This window comes from Niabella ginsenosidivorans (assembly GCF_001654455.1).
GTDB classification, from domain to species: Bacteria; Bacteroidota; Bacteroidia; order Chitinophagales; family Chitinophagaceae; genus Niabella; species Niabella ginsenosidivorans.
In genome coordinates this window covers 2,866,875-2,892,850 of sequence record NZ_CP015772.1, presented here as the reverse complement: position 1 = coordinate 2,892,850, position 25,976 = coordinate 2,866,875, and the positions used below count along the sequence as shown (strand labels likewise).

Below are 25,976 nucleotides of genomic sequence, written 5' to 3'. Positions count from 1 at the left end.
TTAAATTGAAGGGTTTAAAATTGAACGGCTGCTCCAAGCCGGTAATTGATTCCCGGCATAGGGTAAAATTTTACAATTTCGTATTGTGCGTTAAAAATATTATTGAGCTCTGCTGAAAAAAGAAGCCGTGTGCTGCGGAGCGGCAGGGCATACCGGAAATTGATATCGTGGAGGCCCCATCCTTTCAGATACCCATCGCTGAGCTGCTCTCCTGTGGTATACCGGTAAGAGGATGCCTGTATATTGTAGGATGCAGAAAACCTGCCGTTGCTCCCGCTCAGACGAAGGCTTCCTGAATGCTCCGGGGTGTACGGGATCTGGTTGCCATAAGCCGCTTTGCCGGGGTCTGTATGGTCTGTTGCATGCTGGTAGGTATAGGCCAGCGCTGCCTTTATTTCCCAGCGCTTTATTTTTTCAAAAACGGTGGCAACAGCAATATCAATGCCTCTGATTTGTACAATGCCCAGGTTTTGCATGCTCCACTGAAACAGGTTCTGGCGCGGAATTGCAATGATCTTGTTTTTTACATCATTATAATAAGCATCTGCAGTTACATTCAGTTCTCTGAGAAGGTTGCCCACATGGAGCGCGTACGTTGCCCCGATATTATATTGATTGGCGGTTTCCGGTTTCAGTTGGGTATTGCCGACAGTGGTATAGTAAAGGTCGTTAAAAGTAGGCGCGCGAAAAATATTTTTATAAAACATGCGCAACCGGAGCGGCAGGCCGGCAACAGGCTGCCACTTTATTGAAACAGTGGGGTTGAGCCTGTTTAAAGCCGTTCCGGCTTCCCCCAGTCGGGTATGGTTCCGAATATAGGTATGCAGCAGATTCGCCTGCAGTTCCAGGTTGGCGGCTGCAAACTTCAGTGAAAGATTATTAAGCCAGGTATCCCTGGAAGGTGCGGGGAACGACTGCCTTTCTGCAAAGGAATCTTTCCGGAACAGGTTGGTATAGTAATAGTCTCCGGAATAAGCCGCACTGATCCGGCCTGAGATCTGTTGTTGGATGGCTGCGGACAAATAAAACTCATTCTGTAGGAACCGGTTTTCATAATTCAGGCTGTTGTCTGTTAAATGAGGATCCCGGTAATCATTCATTGAATGCCAGAAACGGCCGTTGAGCAGGACCTGTGTTGTTGCCGTTATTTTCTTCTGATAGCTGCTTTGTAAAAAAAGATTTTCATCTTTCAGGCGTTCTGCAGCATAAAAATTATCATAAATGACTGCTCCTGGTAAGCCTCTGTCAGAATAATAATAATAAGTCTTTAGGTTGAATTTATTATCGGACGCCTCTCTGTAGAACAGGTTGGCTTCTGCTCTTACAGATGTTATATCACTGTTTTTTCTTCTGAGCTTCAGATTATTGGTATAATCGGTATAAGGATAATCGCCTTCGGTATTGGTATAGTCTGCAGTTGCATTGAACCCCCATTTGTCGGCAAGCTTTACGGTGATATCGGCATTGGGGTTCATATAGCGGAATGAACCTCCCTGCAGGCCGATATTAAAGGAGTCGGATAGATACGGAGTGGAGCTGTTGGCGGTGGTTTGCAGGGATACCACCGATGCAGAAGCAAATGCCCGGGCTGTATTGAGCAATTCCGATGGCTGCGCATTCTGAAGGGTTATACCGGACAGGTTGCTGATGGAAAATTTTCCCAGATCAATCTGGCCGCCCTGTCCTTCGGGCAAGGCTAATCCATCGTAAAGAACTGCTGTATAATTGGCCCCCAGGCTGCGCACAGAAACTGTTTTTAAACCACTGATCCCTCCATAGTCTTTTACATTTACGCCTGGAAAGTATTTTACGGCATCAGCAACCGAAAGACTGTTTAGTTTTGCTAAATCATCGCCCGAAATGGTTTGTTGTGGAAGAATGCCGGTAATATTCTGCTTCTGATTTTTTCCGCTGATGTTTACTTCAGGTAAAAGCGTATCCTTTGTGGTGGTTTGCCCCAGAACGGGATGCCACTGGCTTCCCAGGATGAGTAGTAGTATATATTGCAGATACCTCAATTACCTGATATTGATAACCATATAAAAGCACCAGGGAAAAAGAGAGCAACACCGCAATGATGCATCTGCGTTGTTATTCCCGCTTTTCATCCCGAAAGCGCTGATGAATAATAGAACCTGGCAGGTCTTCTGGCTCGGGCCTGCTTTAATGCCTTCCCATGGCGCCCTGCGCCATAGTGGCCGTTATTAAAGCGTTTCAGGACCCCTGTTAAAAAGGATCCGGCACCTTACAGCTACGGGGATAGCGCCGGATTTACACCGGCTTCCCTTTTCATGGCGCAGCAGCGCCAACCAGATTCGCTGCAAATGTAAGGGAAGATGGGTGATTTTTTTTAAGTTTGATTATGGTTGTGAACCGTAATACGATCCTGGTAACCGCCCACGTACTGGGGTGGGTACTGGGCCTGGGCCTTATTCTTGTATTCATTGAATCAGGTTCTTTCGGCGTTGGGCGGTTTAACCGGTTGCTTTTTTCCTGGCCTTTTATTGCATTTTTGTTTTTCTATGGCTGTCTTTTTTATGGCAATCTGTTTATTTTATTACCCCGCTTCCTGGTCCGGGACAAATTTATCATCTATGGTATTTTTGTTCTGTTATTGTCCGGGGCTACTTTTTATTTAAAACCATTTGATGTATTACTCAATTCTAACCGGCAGGCAGAGCGTTTTCGGTCTGATGGCCCTCACCGGCCTCCGCCACAAATGGAGCGGCCCCGGGATCTGCCGGATGCTGATCATCTGCCGCCCGGCCCCCGCCAAAACGGTCCCGGTTTCCGGGAAGGCCATTTTGATCTGATGAGCATCACCCTGTTCCTGGTTGTATGGGCCATCAGCACCATTATTTTTATTTCAAAACAATGGCGCATAACAGAGAACAAGAATGCGCACATTAAGCTGGATAAGGCCCAGGCCGAGCTTTCTTTTTTGAAAGCGCAGGTCAGCCCGCATTTCTTATTTAATACCCTTAATAATATTTACTCGCTGGCAATGGCAAAGAGCGATGATACAGCAGCCGGTATTTTAAGGCTTTCCGGCATTATGCGTTATATTACAGATGATGCGCCAAAAGATTTTGTTCCTGTAGAAAAAGAGCTGGAATGCATCAGCGATTTTATTGAACTGCAGCGATTGCGTTTAAGTAAAAGCGGACAGTTGAATTACCAGGTCAGCGGATCAACGAATGGAGTACAAATAGCGCCATTGATCTTAATGCCTTTTGTGGAGAACGTTTTTAAGCATGGCATCAGCAACAATGCAGCAGTTCCTGTTAACATAAGAATTGATATAACCCCGGCGTATATTACGCTCTATACCAAAAACCGGATATTCCGGAAACACCCGTCAACGGAAAGGGAAGGGGTAGGGTTGAGGAATGTAAAACAACGGCTGGATTTTTTATATCCCGGCAATTATCAGTTGCAGATCACAGAGGAGGCCGGTTTTTATATTGTGGAATTAAAAGTAGTACCAATTGTCCAATAAATGATAAAAGCAATTGCAATAGATGATGAGCCGCTGGCATTGGATGTTATCAGTACATTTTGCAAACAATGCAGCGGGATAGCATTATTGGAAATTTTTGATAATGCTGTTGCAGGCAAGACATTTGCAGAAAAGGCGCAGCCGGACCTGGTATTTGTTGATATTAATATGCCGGATATAAACGGGCTGGATCTTGTGAACGGCCTTACCTATGACCCGATGATCATCTTTACGACCGCTTATAAAGAATTTGCCCTGGAGGGTTTTGAACTGTCAGCGGTCGACTATTTATTAAAACCTTTTAGCTTTGAACGTTTTAAAAAAGCCATTGAGAAGGCGGAGAAATATTACAGGGGCATCCGGGAAAAAAAGGAAGACAGCCTGCTGGTGTATGCGGAATACAGGATGATAAAGATCCTGTTTTCAGATATTCTTTATATAGAAAGCCTGGACGATTACATAAAAATTTATCTGAAAGACGGACGTTCTGTCCTAACGCTGCTGTCATTAAAAAAAGTGCTGGAACGCCTGCCGGAACAGGAGTTTGCCCGTATTCACCGAGGTTATATTGTTTCCATAAAAGAAGCTGTTTCCTTTTTAGGAAGAAAATTACGCATCAGCAACGGGGCAGAATTGCCCGTTGGTGAAACCTACCTGGGGGCATTGCTGAAATGGATAAAGCCTTCTTAACATTCCGTTAAAGAGTTTGCCGGTATTCTTTCCGTATTCACCTATTAAATTTTTCCTGGCAGCAAGGGCGGGATAATATTGTACCGGCAATAAGCTTTACCCTGAAAATAGAAAAGATGGAAAGGAAAATTTTTTTAAAACAGGGCATTACGGCTTTAGGAATGGCATTTGTTGCTCCTTTGGCAAAATCCTGCAGCAAATCGGATGCTGCTGATACCGGTTCCGGTACCTGTACGGCAACACCGCCTGAAACGGAAGGCCCTTTTCCAACAAAGAATGCATCAGAACTGGTAAGATCCAACATTACCGGAGACCGTACGGGGGTTGCGTTTACTATTAAAATTTCAGTTACTGATCTGAGTAACAGCTGCGCGGCTTTAGCGAATGTTATAGTTGACATCTGGCATTGTGATAAAGAAGGAAATTATTCTGAGTATGGCGGCAGCAGTATGCAGTCCACAAATTATCAAAGTGCCACCTGGCTGCGGGGGCGGCAGACAACTGACTCCAATGGATTGGTGACTTTCACCAGTATTTTCCCGGGCTGGTATAATGGCAGGGCTACGCATATTCATGCGCATATTTACAGTACAACCGGTAAGTCGCTGCTGGTAACCCAGATCGCTTTCCCGGAAGGAGATAATAGTGCAGTGGTTCTGGTAAATGCAGCTTCCGGCTACAGGGGCATGAACGGCTATACCTATAATGCCAACGACAATGTTTTTAGCGATGGGTATGCTGCGGAACTAAGCAGCATTTCCGGAAGTTTGAGCGAAGGGTTTACTTTAACGCATACCATAGCCGTAAAAGCCTGACCGATTATGAACAGGGAGATCAGGATCTGTTACTGTAAAATAATCAGCGCTGATGATTCCGGCGCCTGGGAACAACTGGTGTTTGCTGATACTTACCGGAAATTTTTGCTGCAGGTACAGCATTTTGACCGGCGGCAAAAGTATAGTACATATGCAGAAATAGTGCACCAGGTTCCCGGTTCTCAACGGCTTGATTTTTTGGTAAGCACTGCTATCACCGGTTATAGGAAGCAGTTAAGCAATCTGTTCCCCGATGTGAAAAATGTATTGGGAAAGAAGTTCCTGCCTTTTCATAATTATCGCTTTGAAATGATCAGTTCAAACATCCGCGCTCAGTCGGGGGCAAAGGACCGCTGTGATTTTTTATAGCGACCGGATGTATTGGATCGATGCCATTGGTGAGCAGCTATTGCTGTTATTAAAAGAGGCAAATGACGAGGTATTCACAGAGCTCTTACCCCTGAAACCTTTTATTAGTATTTATTCCGTAAAGGATATAAAGTGATCCGGCAATCGCCCGCACATATATTTCTGGGCGCAAACAACAGCGTGATCGCGGATGAAACGTTCCGGACAATAAGGATATGCTGTAGCCAGGCTGCTCAGTTAGGTAAGTTACAGGAAGTTGATGAAGAAACGCTCGCTCCCGGGATTTCAAAAAAAACAGAACAGCCCGGGCAGCTGTTATTACTGATCCCTGTAGTCGGTGATCTGGAACTGCTGACCCATAAAGAGCCCAAAGAATTAAAGTGCGGGCAGATGGCTCTTTTGAATGGAGCAACGATCAGCATCCGCAACCGGTATAAAGATGCATTAGTGAAATTTCTGCTCCTGCCATTCAATATAGCCGGGACTCCGGGTGTTGACCCGGTTCAGCTCTTTTCTTTTGATTTGCATAAAAACGGGGATAATACGGTCATCGCTGCGGCGGAAATAACGGTGCGCATTCAGCAGTTGGGAATGCGGGATGAGAAAGTTTATACGACCCGGCTAAGCAATGCCGTTATATTTTGCTATATCATACAGGGGGCGGCTGAAATAGCAGGAAGATTATTGCACAGCGGGGATGGATTGGCCTTATGGAATACGGTGCAGTTTGAAACCGAATCATTCGGTTCAGAAACGATCCTGCTGGTAGTAGAAACTGTTCATTATAAATAATCAGGTGTAGTTGGTTTTGATTCAATTCCGGCCGTCTATTCTTAGATGGCCTTTTTTATTGTTCCGGTAGCGGGTTGTCAAAAGTTTCCTATATTCTACAGATAGAATATTGCCGGTTTTGCACAAAATTTGCTTTCTTTTCTTCTATTTTTGTTCAATGAAGCGAATTTTACTGGCGCTTGCCGGATTTTTGGCACTTGCTGAACTAAACGCCCAGGAAAAATGGAGCCTGGAGCGTTGTGTGCAGTATGCTATTGAACATAATATATCCGTAAAACAGGCAGACGTACAGGCTCGTATTAATAAGCTCACACTGGAGCAGAGTAAAATGGCCTTGTACCCGACAGCAAACTCACAGCACAATGTAGGGTACCAGTTCGGGCGCTCCATTGACCCCACATCGAACCAGTTTACCACCAATGAGATCCTGGCAGCCAACCATTCGCTGAACCTGAATGCAGATATTTTTAACTGGTTTAAGAAAAAGAACACCATTGCGGCCAATGCCTATAGCTACCAGGCGGGCATAGCACAACTGGAAAAGGCAAGGAATGACATTTCGCTCAATGTGGCCAATGCTTACCTGTCTGCTTTACTGGCCAAAGAACAGATCAATGCGGCAGCCGTTCAGGTGGGACAAAGCAGGGATCAGAGAAATGATGTGGATAAACAGGTAAAAGCCGGCGCCCTGCCTGAGCTGAACCTGGCGGAAATGGAAACCCAACTGGCCAATGACAGCGCTACTTTGATCAACGCCCGGGCCAATTTCAGGTTAAACCTGCTGCAGCTACAAGCTCTGCTGAACCTGGATGCCGCAGCTTCTTTTGATATTGATGCACCTCCCGTAGACAGCATTCCTGTTGAGCCGCTGGCAGAACTGGAGCCGGATGTGGTCTTTCATTCTGCCCTGTACAACCTTCCCCAGCAAAAGATCAATGAGCTGAATGTAAAAGCTGCGGAAAAAAATGTGCTGGTAGCAAAAGCCGATATGTATCCTACCATAGGATTGTTTGGAGGACTGGACACCCGTTATTCCAACGCACAGAAACTGCTGCCGACCAATTTCCAAAACGGGATTGTTCCGGTTGGTTTTGTCAATATTAACGGTACAAACTATATCGTGAATACCGAGGAAAATATTCCGATGGGGTTTAATAAAAACACTTATTTCCGGCAGCTCAGCAATAACTTCAGCCAGAATATCGGGTTGGGGATTAATATACCCATTTTTAACGGGAATATGGCCCGTACCAACTGGAAAAAGGCAAAGCTGAATGTGGAGGCACAGCAATTACAACTCGACCAGGATCAGCAACAGTTAAAGCAGGATATTTACCAGGCACATACCAACGCGGTTGCAGCAATTGAAAAATACAATGCCTCAAAGATTGCGCTGGCCTCAGCCCAGAAAGCATACGATTTTGCACGCAAACGTTTTGATGTGGGGTTGCTGAAACCCATAGACCTTATTGTGAATCAGAACAACCTGTTCACGACCAAGATCAATATGTTGTCTGCCCACTATGATTATGTTTTTAAGATAAAGTTGCTGGAGTTTTATAAAGGACAGGGCATCAAGCTCCATAATTAAACAGGGCAAAATTAAATTTGCGGTATGAGTAAAAAATGGAAACGGATATGGATCATTGCAGGATGTGTGATTGCTTTACTGATCATTTATTCTGTTGTTTCAAATAAAGATAAGGACCTGATAAAAGTTGCTGCAGAAAAGGCAGCGATACGTTCCATTACCCAAACAGTAACTGCAAGCGGGCAGATTTATCCGGAATATGAAGTAAAGATCAGCCCGGATGTAAGCGGTGAGATCACTGATCTGAATGTGCAGGAAGGAGATAGTGTTAAAAAAGGGCAGATACTGGCGCGGGTTTATGCTGATAATTATGCCCTGGACAGGGATGAGGCCTCTGCGCGATTAGGGCAATCCCAGGCAAACGTGGCAAATAGTGAGGCCGCGCTTGGAGTTCAGAAAGCAATGCTGGACAAGGCGCAGCAGGCGTATAACCGTAATAAAAAGTTGTTTGACGACCGGGTGATCTCAAAGGCCGAGTTTGAACAATATGAAACTGACCTCGCCTCTGCGCAGGCAAATTATAACGCAAGCCTGCAGAATATACGGAGCCTGCGGGCCGGGGTGCTTTCTTCCCAAACAGGATTGATGGCTGCCAATAAAGTGCTGGGCAGGGCAACAATCGTTTCACCGATAAGCGGCATCATTTCCTCCTTAAAAGTAGAAAAGGGAGAACGGGTAGTTGGAACGGCACAGATGGCAGGTACCGAAATGATGACGGTTGCCGATATGAGCACAATGGAAGTGCGGGTAAACGTAGGTGAAAATGACATTGTAAAAGTGAGCATTGGCGATAATGCTGATATTGAAGTAGATGCTTATAATGGCCGTAAATTTAAAGGCATCGTTACTAAAATAGCCAGTAGCGTAAAATCTGCTCTGGGCACCACAACCGGCACTGGCACCAGTTCCAATGATGTTACCAATTATGAAGTGCGGATCCGGATCGATAAAAACTCCTACCAGGATCTGATCGACCCGACCCACCCGAGAAAATTTCCCTTCCGGCCGGGTATGAATGCCAGTGCCGACATTAAGACACAGCGGAAGGATAATATTGTAACAGTGCCTATTGCTGCTGTTAATGCCAGGATAAAGGGTAGTGATAAAAGCCTGTCTGATACCAGAAAGGACCAAAAGGATCCGGCTAACAATGCCGCTGATGAAGACAGTAAGGCCGGCGAAATGGAAGAGGTGGTCTATATAGTAATGAAAGATAATGTGGTTAAAAAACGGATTGTAAAAACCGGTATACAGGATATTAATTATATAGAAATCAGAGCCGGTCTCAAAGCCGGAGATCTGGTGGTAACGGCGCCCTACAGTGCCGTTAGTCAAACACTGAAAGACGATACAAGGGTAAAGATCGTGCCCAAGGAAGAATTGTTCAAGGCGAAATAATCCAGGGCAAAGCGTAAACCTGTAAAATATTATTTTGTCATTCCGGTACTAATTCAACTTTTTATAAACCTGGTTAATTTTAATTTATTTCCTTGCACTTCACTGTCATCAAGCCGGATGACAGGTTATACGGAAATGACATTTTAATCAGACCGAAAAGTTTCCCGAAGACGCAACGATTTTTTGTTGGTCGTGTTACGTCCTGCTGTTCCGAACCTTCGGAACGCAGACTTCCGCCATTGCGGAAGCGCAGATGGACGGTTGTCTGCGCTGTTCCCTGCTCCCTGCTCCCTGCTCGCCGGTAGCTACCCTGTATACATATCTTTTGCTAACAGGTATAAAGGTTTCTAATGATTATGCGCTGCCTTTTTCTTGTTTCTCAATTCCGGAACACAATTGCGACTACTGCAGCCAACTGGCTTCATAGCGCCTCTTTTTTACGCAACAGATGTTTTTTTATCAAATAAAAGGAGCACGTAAAAAAGCAGCGCAGTAAGGAAATTACGACAATCAGCAGCAGGCACTTCAATAAACCTTTTCAGTAACACCAGCTATAACTTTTCATATAGGTTGTCCGTGTGCGTGGGCAGTCAAACGGCCGGAGGCATTCGTTTGACGAAGCCTTTTTGGCAACCTTTTGTGGCGACAAAAGGTTGAAAAGAAAATAGAGGAGTTGAAGGTCTGTCATTGTCTCAATAACTCTGCAACTCAATTAAGACAACATACAATTACTGTTACTGCACGAACCCAGTATTAGGGGAGAAAAGTTGTGTGTATAGCGTAGCTCGCCGGCAGGCAGGTGCGAATCTGCGGGAGCATTGAATGGCACGGGCCTTTTCTTTTTGTACTGCCTGAAAATCCGGGGGTATTGGAAATGCTATATCCTAAAATAGATCCATGTGCTTTTAGGAATCTTTAATGCCCCGGCAACTTAGCCGTAACGCTTTGTTTAGGGCTATAATAAATTTCACTTGCATATTACAGGTGTCAGAAGCGGTAAGAAAGGAGGGTAAGCAGGATGGAGCATTATTTTGTATTTTTGAAAACATGTATCAAATACAAAAAGTAATGATCGGTAGCAGGATAAACAAAAGAATATGCTAAGGATTTTGCATACAGCCGACTGGCATATAGGCCAGCTTTTTTATGAGTACGACCGTACCTATGAGCACCGGCAGTTCCTGAACTGGCTGATAAAGACGCTCAGCCAGGAGCAGATTGATGTATTGCTGATCAGCGGCGATGTATTTGACCTGTCCAATCCTTCAGCAGCCTCCATAAGGATCTTCTATTCCTTTTTAAGTAAGGCTGCAACCCTGAACCCTGATCTGCAGATCATTGTTACTGCGGGCAATCATGACTCAGCCTCCCGGCTGGAAGCGCCCAAGCCGTTTCTGGAGTCATCGAATATTCATATTATAGGCCTGGTGGAAAGGGATGAAAACGGGGCGATCGATTATAAGAAGATCCTTATCCCTTTAAAGGATAAAAAAGGAACTGTACAGGCCTGGTGCATAGCTGCTCCTTTCTTACGTATGGGCGATTACCCGGTAATACCGGATGCGGATAACCCTTACGCTGCGGGCGTTACAGCTTTTTATGAAGGGGCTTACCGGCAGGTGTCGGCACAAAAACAGGCCGGCCAGGCAATTATTGCAATGGGCCATTTGCATACCCGGCAGGCTGAAGTGGGTGATATTGATAAAATGGAACGGCTGATCATGGGCGGAGCAGAGTGTATTTCAGCATCAGCGTTTGACGATGCCATTGCTTATGTTGCCTTAGGGCATATACATAAAGCACAGCGTATTGGCGGAAAGGAGCATATCCGTTATTGCGGAAGCCCGTTGCCTATGTCCTTTTCCGAGGTGCATTATAAGCACCAGGTAATTGTATTTGATTTAAAAAGCGAAGGAATTGAGCATCTGAAAACAATAGAAATACCGGTATCAGTACCGCTTCAGCACATTCCTGCAGTTCATAGCTCATTGGCAGCAGTACTGGATGCCCTGGCACAGTTGCCGATGGCTGAAGCCGATGCCACCACTGCGCCGTACCTGGAAGTGCGAGTATTGTTGAACGGGCCGGAACCCGGCCTCCGGCATAAGATAGAAACTGCCATTACCGGCAAACACGTAAGGCTGGCAAAAATTGATGTACGCTATAAAACGGCTTCACCGGAATCCGGAGCACCAGCGATCGTAAATGCGGCGCCGCTTAGCGATCTGAAACCTCTGGATGTATTCAGCAGGGTGTACCTCACAAAATATAACAATCCTGTTCCTGAAGCGCTGCTGCAATTGTTTCAGCAGGCGATCCGGGAAGTAAACGAAAGCGAGGCTGCACCATGAGAATATTTGCAATACGGATCAAAAATCTGGCTTCTCTGGATGGCGTTACAGAGATCGATTTTACCCGGGAGCCCCTTTCTTCTGCCGGTATATTTGCCATAACCGGGCCTACAGGCGCAGGTAAGTCAACGATCCTGGACGCGCTTTGCCTGGCCTTATATGCCAAAACGCCCCGGTACAGGATGGCCGAAAGCGGTATCGAGATCAAAGATGTGCAGGGTAGCACGATCCATCAGGGAGATGTACGGGGCATACTGCGCGATGGCACTGCAGACGGGTATGCAGAAGTGGATTTTGCAGGTATTGACGGGCAGCATTACAGGGCAACCTGGACGGTGAGGCGGGCTTATAACAAGGCAGAAGGAAGCCTGCAGGCTTTTGGTATTACCCTTAAGAATATGAGCACCCATACAAATGTTCCGGGTAAGAAAACAGAGCTGCTGGAAGAGATAGAACGGTTGGTGGGACTGAATTTTGAACAGTTCACCCGCTCGGTATTGCTGGCCCAGGGCGATTTTACAGCTTTCCTGAAAGCAGGCAGGGACGAAAAATCGGCTTTACTGGAAAAGCTTACCGGTACATCTATTTATTCGGAAATTTCAAAACGGATTTTTGAAAATCACCGGGAGCAGCAGCAAAAACTACGGGAGCTGCGCCTGCGGCGGGAGGGCATTGCTACCCTTACTATGGAAGAATTAGATGCCTTACAGGAACAGAGAATTGCATTGACGGCTATAATAAAAGCAGGTGATCAGCAATTGGCTGATTTAAGTAAAGAAATCAACTGGCATGAACAACGGGTGAAATTTCAGGAAGGGGTTGAAACTGCCCGGCTGGCCTATGACCAGGCAAACCGGAACAAAGAAGCCGCAGCGCCACGTGAGCAACATTTACAGGTTGTTGACCGTATTCAGCCGGTAAGACCGCTTATCAATAACCTGCAAAATGTGCAGGAACAACTGGAATCGAAATCGAAGCAATTAGCGGAGCTGAACGACCGGTTATCCACCTTGCAGCAGCAAAAACAAATACTGGATGTTGCAATAGAAAAGGCAATCAATGATCTGGGCACAAAAATAAAAGAAGAAGAGGACGCACAACCGCTGCTCGATGAGGCAAAAGCACTGGATGTACAATTATCTGAAAAAGCGGAACAGATAAAACAGGCTGCTGAGGAAAATGAGCAGATACATTCCAGGCAGAAAGAGCTGTCAGGCCAATTGTTGCAGGCTCAAAAAGAGTCGGATTTATTAGAACAGGAGGTTACAAAACTTACTCAGTGGAAGATTGATCATGAAGCCCGCCGGCCGGTTGCAGAACAGGAACGCATGATCCTGTCTAAACTGGGAGATGCTGAAAGCGTACTGGAAAGTTTGCATCATTACGCCCTGCGCATTCATAATGCGGAGCAGGAAACAGCAGCTTATCAACAGCAGGCGCAGCAACTGGAGAAAGAAAAGGAAACTGTCCGGAAATCGTTACAACAGTTGCAGCAGGGTTACAATGCATTTCAAACTGCTTTATTAAAGATCCCGATACAGGATATTGAAGCAGAGAAGGCTGCAACAGATACATTAGTAGGAGATATTATTTCAGCGACCGCTCACTGGCGACTCTTATACACTGCTATAAAAGAAAAAGAGGCACGCCAACAGTCATTAACACAACATCAAAAAGAACTTGGGGAGCAAACAGAAAAGCTGACAGCGGCTGAAAGGCTGCTTGAGATCAAGAAAGCAGAAAGGGACGTTTCCCTGAAATCACTGGAAAAAGCCAGACTAATTGCTGCCGGGAGTATAGAAAAGCTCCGGAGTCAGCTTGAGCCTGGAGAACCCTGTCCGGTCTGCGGAAGTACAGAACATCCCTATGCATTGCATGATCCCTCGCTTGGGCAGGTGCTTGCCGGGCTGGAAGTCAGCTATCGGCAGGCTGAATCAGGATATGCACAGCAGTTGGCTGCTCATAGCAGCTTAAACCAGGCTTGCATTCAGATAAGAAAAAACATATCCGTATATGAAGCAAGTGTTGCAGACAAGACAAAAACCATTGAGGAATTAACGCACAAATGGACTGAATTCGGTATCAGCAAAAGATGCGTGAATCTGCCTGTTGAAGAAACCGGTAACTGGCTGCAGCAACAATTACAGCTGCAAAAAGAAAAGCAGCAGCAATTGCAGCAACAGATTCAGTCTTATGGCAAACAAAAAGACAACTTAGAAGTTCATAAAACAAAGCTGACTGCGCTGGAGAAACGATTCAATGATGCTGAAAATGATTCGAAGGATATTGGCAGAGCGCTGAAATCTTTACAGGAACAAAAGGCACATGATGAAGGCGAACGACAAAAAGCGGAAAGTAAGCTGGATAAGCTAAAAGAAACATTATCAGGTTACTTCACATCAGAAAAATGGTTTCAAAACTGGCAGAGCAATCCGGAAACGTTTGCAAAGCACATTACGGAGTTTGCCCTTGAATGGAAAACCAGTATGGAAAGGCTGGAGGAGAATATCCGGAAGCAACATGTATTAGTGGAGAAGCTGAAAGGGATACGGAAGCAGGCGGATACTATAAGGGAAGAAGTAGCGCTGAAAGAGCAAAAGTTATCATCGTTACAGCTTCAGAGGAACGGTTTATCTGAGCGGAGGAAAACTATATTCAACGGAGCGCCTGTAACCGGTATTGAAACAGGTTTAAAGAATGCTGTTTCTTCAGCAAGGCAGTTAGCGGAACAAAAAAAGAAAGAGGCAGAACTGGTACAGGGCAATATCACCCGGAATACGGCTCAAAGCGAACAGCTGGAAAAGGACAGTACATTCCTGTCAAAACAGGAAACAGAGTTAAAAGAAAAACTTGGTGAGTGGCTGAATAACCACAATCAACAGTATGAAACTACGTTGACAGAAACGGAATTGTTACCATTATTAGCTTTTACCCGGGATTGGATAGAAAAAGAACGGACAGGCCTGCGCGCCATAGATGATGCGGTGATGCAGGCCCGGTCAGTTTTTGAGGAACGGGTAAAAGCCCTGGAAAATCATACAGCCCAACGTCTCTCGGAGAGAACATTGGAAGCATTGATCGCATTGCAAACGGAAGCTCAGGCAACATGGAAGCAAAATAATCAAACTGCTAATGAAATTGATTTTAAAATAAAAGATGATGAAGTCAATAAGCAACGGATCGGTCAGCTCCTGGAGAACATTGAGCGGCAGTCACAGGTAGTAGACAACTGGGCAAAGCTCAATGAAATGATCGGTTCTGCTGATGGAAAAAAATTCCGGCAGGTTGCGCAGGAATATACACTGGATGTATTACTGAGCTATGCAAATGTGCACCTGGAGATGCTTAGCAGGCGTTATGTATTACAGCGGATCCCCAACTCGCTGGGCCTGCAGGTGCTTGACCAGGATATGGGCAATGAAGTGCGCACGGTATATTCCCTTTCCGGTGGCGAATCCTTCCTGGTATCGTTGGCGCTGGCACTGGGCCTGGCCTCGCTTTCATCCAATCGTATGAAGGTAGAATCCCTGTTCATTGATGAAGGTTTTGGTTCGCTCGATCCTGCAACGCTGAACATTGCGATGGATGCTCTTGAGCGGCTGCACAACCAGGGGCGCAAGGTGGGTGTGATTTCTCATGTGCAGGAAATGACAGAGCGGGTACCTGTACAGATCAGGGTAAGTAAGCGGCAGAGCGGAAAGAGTAAGGTAGAAGTAGTGGGGATGTAAGTAAAGTGAAAAAGAGCACGAACCGCAATCATAAAAGTTTGCTGCAAGGAGTTTTGTAACGGAAAACAATTCTCGGGAGCAGCCGGCTCATTTCTTGTTTCCGCAAATGCGGAATAGAATGTTTGTTATAGAATTTGATTTTCTGATCAGGTTTTTGCTATACAGCAATTTGTAGATCAGGAAAGCGTTTTTTTTATTTTCAGACAAAACAGAAGCCGCCGGCCATTTTTTAATACCAATTAGATGTAAAAAAGTATTGTCATCCTGACGAAGGAAGTTTGTCAAATGAATTATTATGGTTCGACAAGCTGTTAATGACAAGTGAATTAAATTATTTATTCCTGTTAAAGTAACTAATCCATCGGGCCAACTTTCTATAGCCGAACTACTTTTAGGGATCGATTATGTTTATACATCATCTTCAACAGGAACAAAGTTTGTTAATATCAGCCTTTGGTTCCCTTCTGGGGGTACGGCTCCGACGGTAGATACGGCACTTGTAAACCTGGCTAATCAAGGTGCTAAAATTTTTGTTATTGCGGGAAATGGATCGGCTAACGTAGTAAACTTTCCAATGGCCCACTTTAATCATAGTAATATTTACGTAATATCTGCCATTGACCAAACTAATGATAACTTTGCCTCATTTAGCAATTTCGGTGCTACTGTTGATTATGCTGCACCAGAAGTTAATGTGTATTCGATCTATAAAAATGGCGGCTATACAACAATGTCTGGTACTTCACAAGCTTCACCCCATGCCTGCGGTGTTGCCATAATGGCAAAATATAAAAGCATGACTTACTTCTTCATTATGGCAAGGAGTAGCTAATAAAGCATAGTAGTCTGGAACTTCTACAATTTCTTTCAGTTTTACGCAGGGGTTTGATTGTGCAAATACTTCATCAACCGGGTTCTCCGGAAAGTATTTTGCTTAATAATCCATTGGCGTTAACCCTGTAAATCGCTCTAATAAATAGGTACGAAATCGCTTGCACAAATCTTCAGTTATCTCTGTTGGAGAAATGTAATCTTTTCCAAGAAATGTTTTGAAATGCTTAAAACTGGTAGGCAGGTGGCGGTTATTTTTTTTCTTATGATTATTTACATTATTCGTCATAAAAATCAAGAAAGTTCTCCTTAAACCTATGTCTGGGGATAAAAGGCGTCCCTATTGTTTGCTGGTCAATTATTGCCTGACTTTTTTTACCTCCAGCAGTTTTAAAGCCTCTTTATTGTGTTCCTTTTGTTCGGGGTTTTTGGGTGATGTATAAATAAATATTCCCGTTGTTGGTCTTTTACCTTTTCCCCTGCCAAGATCATAATAAAAGAATTTCTTATTACCTTTTCTGTTTAATCGTTCTCCCAAATTCATAACGCACAATTTTTATAGGTTATGAAAAGTGAGTTCAATCCCGATGCCACAAGCGGGTTTTTCAGGCCCGATACATGCGAATAATGGAGGGAAAAATTGTCTGTGGAAAAAAACGGAATGAAATGAAAAGAAACGGATCGCTTAAAAACAGTTGAGTTTTTTTAGGAACCGTTAGATTAGCAATTGATGTAAATAAACCGCGCCATGATGTTTTTGGGAATGGATTTTTTCTTCTCTTCACCAGGTGGTGAACAGTCGGATAGGAACATTGTGCCGGTTTGATACCAGCAAATGTTCCCACAAAAGTGCGTGTCATTCTGCGTGTCGTTTGTGTGTCAAAAAATGCGAAAAGAAGCGTTAAAAAGCGCTACTTTTTTGACATGCAGAAAATAAAAAACCACTGTAAATCAATTCTTTACAAGGGTTATGGTGTGCCCGGGACTGGATTCGAACCAGCACGCCGTGTTACCAGCGCCACCACCTCAAGGTGGTGCGTCTACCAATTTCGCCACCCGGGCATCAGGGTAAAGAACTTAGGGATTGCGAAAATACTACATTCATTGATTATAATTACATTCTCTGCCTGCATTTTTGAAAATCTTACTGATCTTTAGTCTGTTGACACAGTATATTTGTAGTTCTATATGACTTATCAACAGACGCTTGATTATATATATGCCCGGCTGCCCATGTTCAGCAAGATAGGTGCTGCCGCTATTAAAAATGGTTTTGATAACATCCTGGCACTTTGTGCTGCTTTAGGCGATCCGCAGGAAAAAATAAAATTTATCCACGTGGCGGGAACAAATGGAAAGGGATCCGTAAGCCATATGCTGGCATCGGTATTGCAAACACAGGGGTATAAAACGGGTTTATATACTTCACCGCATTTAACAGACTTCCGGGAGCGGGTAAAGATCGATGGCAGGATGATCAGCGAGCAGGAGGTGATTGATTTTATTAAAAAGACACAGCCGGAAATTGAGTGCATCCGCCCCAGCTTTTTTGAAATAACCGTTGCCCTGGCGCTGGACCATTTTGCTGCCAACGCTGTTGATTATGCAGTAATAGAAACCGGACTGGGCGGCCGTTTGGACAGTACCAATATTGTCCGGCCGGTACTTTCTGTTATTACAAATATAGGATTCGATCACATGCAATTACTGGGCGATACCTTGTCCAAGATCGCCGGTGAAAAAGCTGGGATCATTAAACAGGGGGTTCCCGTTGTTATTGGAGAAAGCCACCCGGAAACAGCGCCGGTTTTTCTTACAAAGGCTCATGAATTAAAAGCTCCCATCAGCTTTGCAGATAAGCAGTTTCATGTGGAAGAATGGCATCATGAGGCGGGTGAACTTGTTGTGGAAGTGTCAAAAAGCGATGAAATAGATCATTGGGTGTACCGGCTGGATCTGCCGGGCGCCTATCAGGTGCATAACCTGTTGACCGTTCTGGAATGCTGCAGGCAACTGAATGCTTCAGGCATTGCTCTGGATGAGGCGTTTATTGTAAAAGGTATTGCGCATGCAAAACGTATAAGCGGGCTGCACGGCCGCTGGGAAACCCTTCAAAAGAACCCGGCAATTGTGCTGGATGTGGCACATAATGAAGACGGGGTTCGTGAGTTGCTCAACCAGTTGGAGCTAACCCCCTACAGGAAATTACATATGGTACTGGGAATGGTAAAAGACAAGGATATAAATAAAATTTTATCCATGCTGCCTTCCGGTGCGCTGTATTATTTTACCAATGCAGATATTCCCAGGGCACTGCCCGGTAAGGAACTGAAAGAAAAAGCTGCCGGATACCGGTTAGAAGGTGCTGCCTGGCCAGATGTCAATGCTGCGCTCAGTGCGGCAAAAGCCGCAGCGCATAAGGAAGATCTGATATTGGTTTGCGGCAGCGTATTCCTGATAGGAGAGGTAGACCGTTCCTGAAAAGAATGCAAATACGCCCCGATGAATGTGCCTGATAAATTTATTTAAAGCGGAACCCCTCTGTGTGTATAGGTTGTAAACCCTAAAAACGTATTATCTGACGAAGGGCCGTAAGGTGGCTGCCGTCCGCGCAAATACCCTGTTGTATCTGAGCTGTAATAACGATGCGCTACTTCAACTGCCGGATAAACTTTTGCGGTGGAGCACTGTTTGCAACTAAACTGATCGTGATAAGCTTTCCACATAAAGCCATAGCCTAAAGACAGTCGGTCAATTGTAAAAATGGTGTTCTGGCCCTGTTCGCGGGCAATTTCGGCAGCATAGGTAAGCCCGTTAAGGGAATATTGAAAATGGACACAGTCTGTACGCGAGCAAAGCTCAGGCATGGTGCCATCAGCATAAATGACCGTACCAATACTATCCGTAAGTATTTTTAAACCCGCGTCGTACACAGTTCTGCTGTCAAGAAATACGCCAAGAGCAACCTTCGCATAGCCTGCCGATATGATCCAGTTTTGCTTATGCCCCGAGGTCAGGGTGTTGTTGATGTAATTATCTTTCAGATTATTTAAGAATACCTTAAACTGGGTAATGTCTGTAGCTGCCCAGTTGGCACTATGGCCACTGGGTTGATAATACCGGATGATCTCAGCAGCAGCAACAAAGGTCGGCGCTACCCAGGATGCTTCCAGGTCCGGCTGTGTTGCCGTTGTACCAGATGCAACCTCATAATGATCAAAATTGTAAGCCCATCCGTTCAAAATAATTTTTGCTTTATGAGAATAGGCGGTGTCGCCGGTTTTGGCAAATCTGAGCGCCAGGGCATATGCGAACACTGCATTTTCTTTAATTTGTGTTTCTGTTGCCGTTGTGCCGGAGCCTTTAACCGTAACAACAGACGGAAAGCTGGTGGGCAGGGTAGCTGTATCTGTGTAAGCAACTATGGTGGCCTGGTAATCGTTATACCTGTCTGTAGTTGTACTGTTTGCTTCTGACCTGATAAAATCCAGCGTGGTACTGGTATTTAAAATACCCGGATGAACAAAAGGCCCTGACGAGTTCAGCTGAACCACAGATGCATCAGCAGGAACTTTTTTATCTTCAATAACCTGGTTTCTGGCGCAACGAACGAAATAGCAGCCTGATGTAATAAGCAATGCTGCTACAAAATACTTTGTACTATTTGTTGTTTTCATCGTTTTTATCGATTTAATATGATAGGATATTCTTGACCCTAAAAGCATAAAGATTCTTTAAAACCCTTTATATGCATGGATTTCAGGCTGGGTTTGTATTAATAGTCAAAGGCAGGTCTGCTCAAACCACTTGTGATTGCAGGTGTTCTAATAAAATTGCTGCAATGATTTATAAAGTTTGTGCGAAGCAACATCTTTGTGCATTTAAAGATTATTGCTGTTCTTTTTTGCAGGTAGTGCCTGGCGCGCCTGACCTGGAACTGATCTGCGGTCCGCCTGCAGTTGGATCATTCCGGCGGCCATCCGGCGTCCCATTTCCTGCGCAGATGGTCCGTCAAAATGAGTGGAATCTCCTTTATGAACAAGCCCTTCGGAGCTTACAACAGCCGTAAAAGGTACCAGCTCCGGTAACTTTTCAAGCTCCGTATTGATGTTGGCATAAACCGGGCGATACCTGCCGAGTTGCCCCACTACAAAAGGCAGCCCGGGATTGCCAACGAGTTCACGGATCCGTTTTATCAAAACCGATAACTGAGACAGGTAAACGCTTGCTTTTTCAGGCTGGCTGTCCGATTCTCCCTGGTGCCAGATCACTCCCTTTATCGTGCCATATTTCATGGCCGCCTTAATGCGCGCTACAGCATCATCATAGGGATGCGTTTTTGATATGGAATCATAGGCTCCCGGCTTCCAGTGCTCAATGGGCGTTCCTCCCACAGCACAGGGTATCAAACCGATCTTAGCAGAAGAATCAGCAGCTGCCATTGCTATGCCAAAACTGAGGCCGGGCCCCACGCCGGCAATAGCAGGCTTATCAAAATGTAGCGGGTGCCTGGCAATGACCCATTTCGTATCTTTAGTAAACATGTAAACGCGCTCACTATGCTCGGCTGCTATATCCGGGGTGATCGGACCCCGCCCTGCCATATTGCTTTGCCCCATCAGGATATATAGGTCTAATTTTTCCGGAATACCCTGCGCCCGGGCGTTAGCAGCAAGCAACAAAATTGCTAATGAAGAAGTAAAGATCCTGTACATGATTGTTGATAGTTGTAAAATTATTAATAACCCGGGTTCTGGGGAAATACTTTTGTCAGGTTGGCGTCTATAACGTCCTGGGGTATGGGCATTAACTGATCCCGGTCTGTAATAAAAGCACCGGCAAGCGCATTATGCGCTTTTGTTCTTGTTAACCAGGTGCCTGTACGTAAAAGCGTATAGCGACGGTCTTCTTCGGTAAACAATTCTCTCGAACGCTCATCCAGGATATAATCCAGGGTAATATCTGATGCTGTTGCCGGTTGTGCATGTGCACGGCTGCGCAGCGCATTGATCGCGTTCAGCGCACCGGTAATATCTCCGAGTTTGAAATCGGCTTCCGCTAACAACAGGTAGGTATCGGCTGACCGGAGATAGATCACATCATTGAAGTTTACATTGCCGTTAATATCGGTTGGAGAAGTATAATCCCATTTACGGGTGCTGGGCCAGTCCGGGTTATTGATCTTCTCAGTGGCTGTTCTGTTAAGCTCAATAACCTGGCCTGAGGTATAACCCTTTGGTACCTGTGCATTGATCGGGTAAGAAAACCTCCAGGCAAAATCGCTGCCCCTGTCATCTGTTGTATCATAAATGCTTAGTGCCCATTTTGTGGGGGCCAACCTGCCAATTCCCCTGCCACCAAAATCAGCGCTGACGGCAAAAGGGTTGACTGATTTACCATCCGTTCCTTTCAATACATATGAATAATACCGGTTCACCCAGTAGCGGCGCAGGATGACATTGCCTGTGCCGCCTGTTACGTTTTCCTGGCTCTGCAATACCCAGAGCGCCTCCGTATTTCCCTCACTGCGATTGGAGTTGCCATCAAGGAATAGATCAGTAAAGGGAGTGCCCGGTTTTGTTGCGTTTACACCGTATCGTTCAGTAACCAGCTTATAATTTGCATTTGTTGTCACTTTTGTAGCCCATATTTTTGCAGAGTCGGGCTTTCCTTCTGCGAGATAAGTTTCTGCAAGATAATGCTGGGCAACTCCTTTAATAAGTTTTCCGTTATTGGCATCTGTTTCAGGGAGGTATTGTTCTGCAAACAGCCAGTCTGCTTTCATCTGTGCGCGTACCTGGGCAACAGGAGCCCGGTCATAGTCTGTACGGATATTATCACCTCCCGATTCGTGGAGCTGAAGCGGTACATCGCCATAAAGACAGGTGAGGTGTCGGTAGGCCCACGCGCGTATACAACGTGCTTCCGCCAGTATGGAGTTTTTCTGAGCATCAGTAAGATTGTCGCTTGCCGTAGCACGATCTATAATGGTATTGGCAGCATTTATAGTTTCGTAAAGATAACTCCAATGTTGATTGATATAAGTTACCGATGGATTTAACTGCGCTCCCCAATTATTAAACACCAGCTCTTTATTACTGGCATAATTACCATAACCATTGTCGGTACCTATTACATTCATTTCAAATGCAATGTCATTGGTAGCGTCTGTCTGATCAATGCCCGACCTGCTCCGGCGAACTTCATAGTAAAGCCCGTTAAGCCCGTTTTGAAATCCATCGTAATTCACATACAGGTTATCGGCCACGATCAGGTTAGGCGGGTTTTCATTGAGCCAGCCTTTCTTACATGCGATCAGGGCAACACTCAAAGACAAGCCGGTCAAAATTTTATATAGTTTCATAGTGATTTTTTTAATAATTACAGGCTTACATTAATGCCAAAAACAAATTCCTTTTGAAGCGGGATGCCCTCTGTTGAGCTTGATAGTTCCGGGTCAAAGCCTTTCCAGGGAGTAATGGTAAAGAGATTGCGGGCTTCCAGGTAAACTTTGCAGCGGCTGGTTCCTATGTTTTTTTGGAAGCCGGCCGGTAGGGAGCAAGTCAGTATAATATCCCGCACCCGCAGATAACTTGCATTTTGAAAAATGCGTACACCATAAATATTAGGATTATAATTTTCGGGGATGTTTGCATTTGCATAATACTCATTGGTTGGGTTGGTAGGAGTCCAGTAATTTTTTGCAAACGTATTTTTCTCAACGGCTGTATTAACGGCATCATACAGGGTATTATTTTGCTTGGTTACGCCCTGTACGCCGTTGACGAAAACATAAAGCGACCAATTGTGGTACTCAAAAGTGTTTCCCAAACCATAAGTAAATGCCGGCTGTACCCCCGGTAGTAAGGTGCGGTCGGAACCGGTGATCTTTCCATCTCCATTAATGTCCACCACCTTGGCATAACCGGGCTGGGTATTGGGCTGCGGCGATTGGCTTACATCATCGGTAAGCTGCCACACACCGCCGTACTTGTAGGAAAAATTATTATCGATGGGGTGACCGATGAACCAGTTGTTCAGCGTGTCATTTTGCCCATTGCCATAAAGGTCTACAATCTTGTTCCTGTTAAGGGAGAACGTAATATTGCTGGACCAGCTAAAGGCTTTTGTTTTTATGTTGATGCTGTTAATACCCAGATCAATACCTTTATTGGCGGTCTTTCCAATATTCTGAACAATGCTGCTGACACCGGATATGGTGGATACGGAGCGCCGCAGCAAAAGGTCATAGGTTCTTGCTGAATAAACATCGATAGAACCGGTGATCCGTTCCCGGAACAGGTCAAAATCAAGCCCTGTATTAAAGGTTTTGGTGGTTTCCCAATGCAGGGTTTTATCGGCCAGTTTGGTAGGGATGTATCCCGGCGCAGGATTGACGCCGTTAACATAGGAACGGGTAGTAAGACCCGCCAGGGTATTATACGGACTTACCGCCTGGTTCCCGTTTTTACCACAGGAAACGCGTAATTTCAGGTTTGTTACAAACGTTATTTCTTTCATAAAGGGCTCACTGCTGATATTCCACCCCAGGGATGCCATAGGAAAGAATCCATACTTCCGGTTCTCTCCAAAGGCGGAAGATCCATCGCGCCTGGTGGTAAGGGTAACCATGTATTTTTCATTATAACTATAGTTCAGCCTTCCCATCTGAGACAGCAACGTCCTGTTGGAATAGTCGCTGCTGGGAACGAGTTTTAGAGCAACGTTTGCCTGGTACCAGGTAAGCACATCATTTGGAAAGCCGCTGGATTTTAAAGTATTGTCCGTTGAACGGTTGTTTTCCAGGCTATACAGACCGGTAAAGTCTATTTTATGCTTTCCAAAGATCCGGTTGTAATACAACAGGTTTTCAATGGTATAGTCAAGATCCAGGCTGGCGTCAGTGGTAGCGCTGCCCTGGTTTTCCAGACCCGTTTTGGTATTGCGCCCGTAATAGGTATTATTTTGAGCGGATGCATACCGGATGCCTGTATTGATCCGGTACGATAATCCCTTTACAGGGAACCGGATAACGGCATAACTGGTATTGAATATTGAATAGGTATGATTTGAATTGGAGGCAAGGGTAGGCGCCAAAGGATTCGCGTAATAAACCGTCTCCGGCCAGGGGTATATTGTAAGGGAACCATCGGGGTTATAAGGGCTCGTCAGCGGGTTAAAAGTGATTACGCTGTAATCGCCCGTAAATGTAGGGGATAAGCCACTCCGGTCATCATAAGTAAGCGTGTTTGTTGTTCCGAAACTAAGCCATTTCGTAATATCCACATCGATGTTCGCCTTTGTGCTTACTCTGCGGAAATGGTCATTTATCGCAATGCCGGCAACATCCAGGTAATCCGCTGAAACATAAAATCTGGAATGGTTGCCACCGCCGCTTACAGAAATGTTCTGCTGATTACGGCTGCCAGTGCGTGTAGCTAATTGCAGGTAATTGGGAAAATTGCCCGAATCATAGATTTCCTGCTCGGAAAGGGTAATGGTTGACGGGTTCCGTTCTTTCTTAAAGTTGTAAAACTCCGTTGGTGAAAGCACTCTGGGCACCATCCCCATTTTTTCAATACCGTAACTGCCGTTGTAACTGATGACGGGCTTCCCGCTCCGCCCTTTTTTTGTTGTAACCAGGATAACCCCGTTGGCACCGCGTGAACCATAAATGCCGGCGGCAGATGCGTCTTTAAGGATTTCTATATTTTCAACGTCTGAAGGATTCAGATCGGTGAGGCTCCCGTTATAGGGGATACCGTCCAGAATAAGCAGTGGGTTATTGCTGGCTGTAATGGATCGTTTGCCTCTTATTAATAAGGTGTTGCTGTTCCCTTCTGCTCCTCCGGCTGTCTGGGTAACCGTAAGGCCCGGCACAGCTCCCTCCAAAGCCTGCGATATGTTGGTGTTCGGCAGGTTTTCGAGCCGTTTACGGTCTACTGACACCACCGCGCCGGTTATGTCTTTTCGTTTTTGGGTACCGTAACCCACCACTACTACCTCGTTTAAGCTCCTGGAATCGGCCTGCATCGCTATTTTAAAATTACGGGTCGATCCTACCTTTCGTTCCTGTGTTGTAAAACCGGTATAGGTAAACTGCAATACTGACTGTTCATCAGGAACCGTGATGGAAAAGTTTCCGTTTACGTCAGTAAGGGTACCGCCTGTTCGCTCCGGGATAGTAATACTAACGCCGGTAAGCGGCATATTGGTTTCATCTGTTACCACGCCGGTTACCCTTATGCCTGTTTGGGCGTAACTAAAATTCGACAGAAACGCCGAAGACAGCAGGAGCACCGTCATCAGCCCCATCATCTTTTGATAAAAATGCTTCATATGTATATTGGTTGATATTCTGAAAGCGGACTTAAACCGATTTTTAATACTTCTTTGCAATTGATTGCTTTCCGGTACCGGGGAACCCTTTTAATGATCTTAAATTGCAGGGCCGCTTTGAAGCGGGCCTCTGCACTATCAAAGGCAGCTGCTAAACAAGCCGCAGGCACAACAAGCAATAGGATAAATAATTTTCGATTCATATATTAATATGTGAACAGCAAGCGGAATCAATCAGGCAATCGTTAAAAAAGGAACGTAAACAGGTAGTAACGTTTATACCGTCAAAGATAAGCGCGCACTGAAGCAGACCTACCTGACATTTCATCCAAATTTACCCGACAGATGCACCAATAACTGCTGCATGAAAACCCGGGATCATGGCTTAACTACAAAATAGTGTGCCCATAATATGATGAAAATGACCGGTAAAACAGCGCCAAATGACCTGTATCTGATTTGCTGTTATGATCTAATATTGAGGCCGGACAACTGCCGGCATCAGGAAACCGCGTGGTAGGGTATTGTTTGAAGTACCCGGGGAATAATCCCACGCGCAGCCACCGCAGTTAT

19 protein-coding genes, 1 tRNA gene and 1 riboswitch are annotated in these 25,976 nt (G+C 45.3%); of the genes, 12 read left to right on the top strand and 8 right to left on the bottom strand.

The features are described from left to right. Window positions 1–14: 14 nt before the first annotated feature. The gene (locus tag A8C56_RS12020) at window positions 15–2,018 is read right to left on the bottom strand and encodes a TonB-dependent receptor (RefSeq protein ID WP_067756235.1); all 2,004 of its coding nucleotides are present in this window, start codon (window positions 2,016–2,018) and stop codon (window positions 15–17) included. A 102-nt stretch (window positions 2,019–2,120) separates the two neighbouring features. Further along, window positions 2,121–2,329: riboswitch (cobalamin riboswitch) on the bottom strand. Window positions 2,330–2,362: 33 nt separating this feature from the next. Here A8C56_RS12020 and A8C56_RS12015 point away from each other — a divergent pair. The 11 genes from A8C56_RS12015 (at window position 2,363) to A8C56_RS24115 (ending at window position 16,065) form a co-directional block, all read left to right on the top strand. Beyond that, window positions 2,363–3,499 (top strand): sensor histidine kinase, encoded by a 1,137-nt coding sequence (locus A8C56_RS12015; protein WP_157097957.1) that lies wholly within the window; start codon window positions 2,363–2,365, stop codon window positions 3,497–3,499. Beyond that, a complete protein-coding gene (locus A8C56_RS12010) occupies window positions 3,500–4,189 on the top strand; it encodes a LytR/AlgR family response regulator transcription factor (protein WP_067756229.1) in 690 nt (229 codons plus the stop codon). A 116-nt stretch (window positions 4,190–4,305) separates the two neighbouring features. Continuing rightward, window positions 4,306–5,004, top strand: coding sequence for a dioxygenase family protein (locus tag A8C56_RS12005; protein WP_067756227.1), 699 nt, complete (start codon window positions 4,306–4,308; stop codon window positions 5,002–5,004). A gap of 6 nt (window positions 5,005–5,010) precedes the next feature. Then, window positions 5,011–5,373, top strand: a complete 363-nt coding sequence (locus A8C56_RS12000) for a hypothetical protein (protein ID WP_067756222.1) — start codon at window positions 5,011–5,013, stop codon at window positions 5,371–5,373. Window positions 5,374–5,380: 7 nt separating this feature from the next. Beyond that, window positions 5,381–5,509 carry a hypothetical protein gene (locus A8C56_RS25285; protein WP_262492404.1) on the top strand — a complete coding sequence of 43 codons (129 nt, stop codon included), beginning with the start codon at window positions 5,381–5,383 and terminating at the stop codon, window positions 5,507–5,509. Next, complete coding sequence (locus A8C56_RS11995; RefSeq protein ID WP_067756217.1) at window positions 5,506–6,165, top strand: pirin family protein; 660 nt, start codon at window positions 5,506–5,508, stop codon at window positions 6,163–6,165. The genes A8C56_RS25285 and A8C56_RS11995 overlap by 4 nt, the downstream gene beginning before the upstream one ends. 157 nt (window positions 6,166–6,322) lie before the next feature. Then, window positions 6,323–7,756 (top strand): TolC family protein, encoded by a 1,434-nt coding sequence (locus A8C56_RS11990; RefSeq protein ID WP_067756215.1) that lies wholly within the window; start codon window positions 6,323–6,325, stop codon window positions 7,754–7,756. A 24-nt stretch (window positions 7,757–7,780) separates the two neighbouring features. Continuing rightward, complete coding sequence (locus A8C56_RS11985; RefSeq protein ID WP_067756213.1) at window positions 7,781–9,154, top strand: efflux RND transporter periplasmic adaptor subunit; 1,374 nt, start codon at window positions 7,781–7,783, stop codon at window positions 9,152–9,154. Between the two features lie 1,097 nt (window positions 9,155–10,251). Next, window positions 10,252–11,505 (top strand): exonuclease SbcCD subunit D C-terminal domain-containing protein, encoded by a 1,254-nt coding sequence (locus A8C56_RS11980; RefSeq protein ID WP_067756212.1) that lies wholly within the window; start codon window positions 10,252–10,254, stop codon window positions 11,503–11,505. Further along, a complete protein-coding gene (locus A8C56_RS11975; protein WP_067756207.1) occupies window positions 11,502–15,233 on the top strand; it encodes an AAA family ATPase in 3,732 nt (1,243 codons plus the stop codon). Before A8C56_RS11980 ends, A8C56_RS11975 begins: the two co-directional genes overlap by 4 nt. A gap of 325 nt (window positions 15,234–15,558) precedes the next feature. After that, on the top strand, window positions 15,559–16,065 hold the full coding sequence (locus A8C56_RS24115) for a S8 family peptidase (RefSeq protein ID WP_084490175.1): 507 nt from the start codon (window positions 15,559–15,561) through the stop codon (window positions 16,063–16,065). 102 nt (window positions 16,066–16,167) lie between these two features. On the opposite strand, the gene A8C56_RS25490 is transcribed toward A8C56_RS24115, so the two are convergent. The 3 genes from A8C56_RS25490 to A8C56_RS11955 all read right to left on the bottom strand — a co-directional run bounded on the left by A8C56_RS25490 (window position 16,168) and on the right by A8C56_RS11955 (window position 17,126). Beyond that, window positions 16,168–16,353 (bottom strand): phage integrase SAM-like domain-containing protein, encoded by a 186-nt coding sequence (locus tag A8C56_RS25490; protein ID WP_157097956.1) that lies wholly within the window; start codon window positions 16,351–16,353, stop codon window positions 16,168–16,170. A gap of 69 nt (window positions 16,354–16,422) precedes the next feature. Further along, window positions 16,423–16,608, bottom strand: a complete 186-nt coding sequence (locus tag A8C56_RS11960) for a hypothetical protein (RefSeq protein ID WP_067756194.1) — start codon at window positions 16,606–16,608, stop codon at window positions 16,423–16,425. A gap of 432 nt (window positions 16,609–17,040) precedes the next feature. Beyond that, a tRNA-Leu gene (locus tag A8C56_RS11955) sits at window positions 17,041–17,126 on the bottom strand. Window positions 17,127–17,252: 126 nt separating this feature from the next. Here A8C56_RS11955 and A8C56_RS11950 point away from each other — a divergent pair. Further along, window positions 17,253–18,545 (top strand): bifunctional folylpolyglutamate synthase/dihydrofolate synthase, encoded by a 1,293-nt coding sequence (locus tag A8C56_RS11950; protein WP_067756187.1) that lies wholly within the window; start codon window positions 17,253–17,255, stop codon window positions 18,543–18,545. A gap of 44 nt (window positions 18,546–18,589) precedes the next feature. Here A8C56_RS11950 and A8C56_RS11945 read toward each other — a convergent pair whose 3' ends face one another. The 4 genes from A8C56_RS11945 to A8C56_RS11930 all read right to left on the bottom strand — a co-directional run bounded on the left by A8C56_RS11945 (window position 18,590) and on the right by A8C56_RS11930 (window position 25,403). Further along, window positions 18,590–19,741 (bottom strand): alginate lyase family protein, encoded by a 1,152-nt coding sequence (locus tag A8C56_RS11945; protein ID WP_067756184.1) that lies wholly within the window; start codon window positions 19,739–19,741, stop codon window positions 18,590–18,592. A 204-nt stretch (window positions 19,742–19,945) separates the two neighbouring features. Continuing rightward, window positions 19,946–20,779: a sialate O-acetylesterase gene (locus A8C56_RS11940; RefSeq protein WP_084490173.1), complete on the bottom strand. Its 834-nt coding sequence runs from the start codon at window positions 20,777–20,779 to the stop codon at window positions 19,946–19,948. A gap of 23 nt (window positions 20,780–20,802) precedes the next feature. Beyond that, window positions 20,803–22,428 carry a RagB/SusD family nutrient uptake outer membrane protein gene (locus tag A8C56_RS11935; protein WP_067756179.1) on the bottom strand — a complete coding sequence of 542 codons (1,626 nt, stop codon included), beginning with the start codon at window positions 22,426–22,428 and terminating at the stop codon, window positions 20,803–20,805. Window positions 22,429–22,445: 17 nt separating this feature from the next. Then, window positions 22,446–25,403 (bottom strand): SusC/RagA family TonB-linked outer membrane protein, encoded by a 2,958-nt coding sequence (locus tag A8C56_RS11930; protein ID WP_067756176.1) that lies wholly within the window; start codon window positions 25,401–25,403, stop codon window positions 22,446–22,448. Window positions 25,404–25,976: the final 573 nt, after the last annotated feature.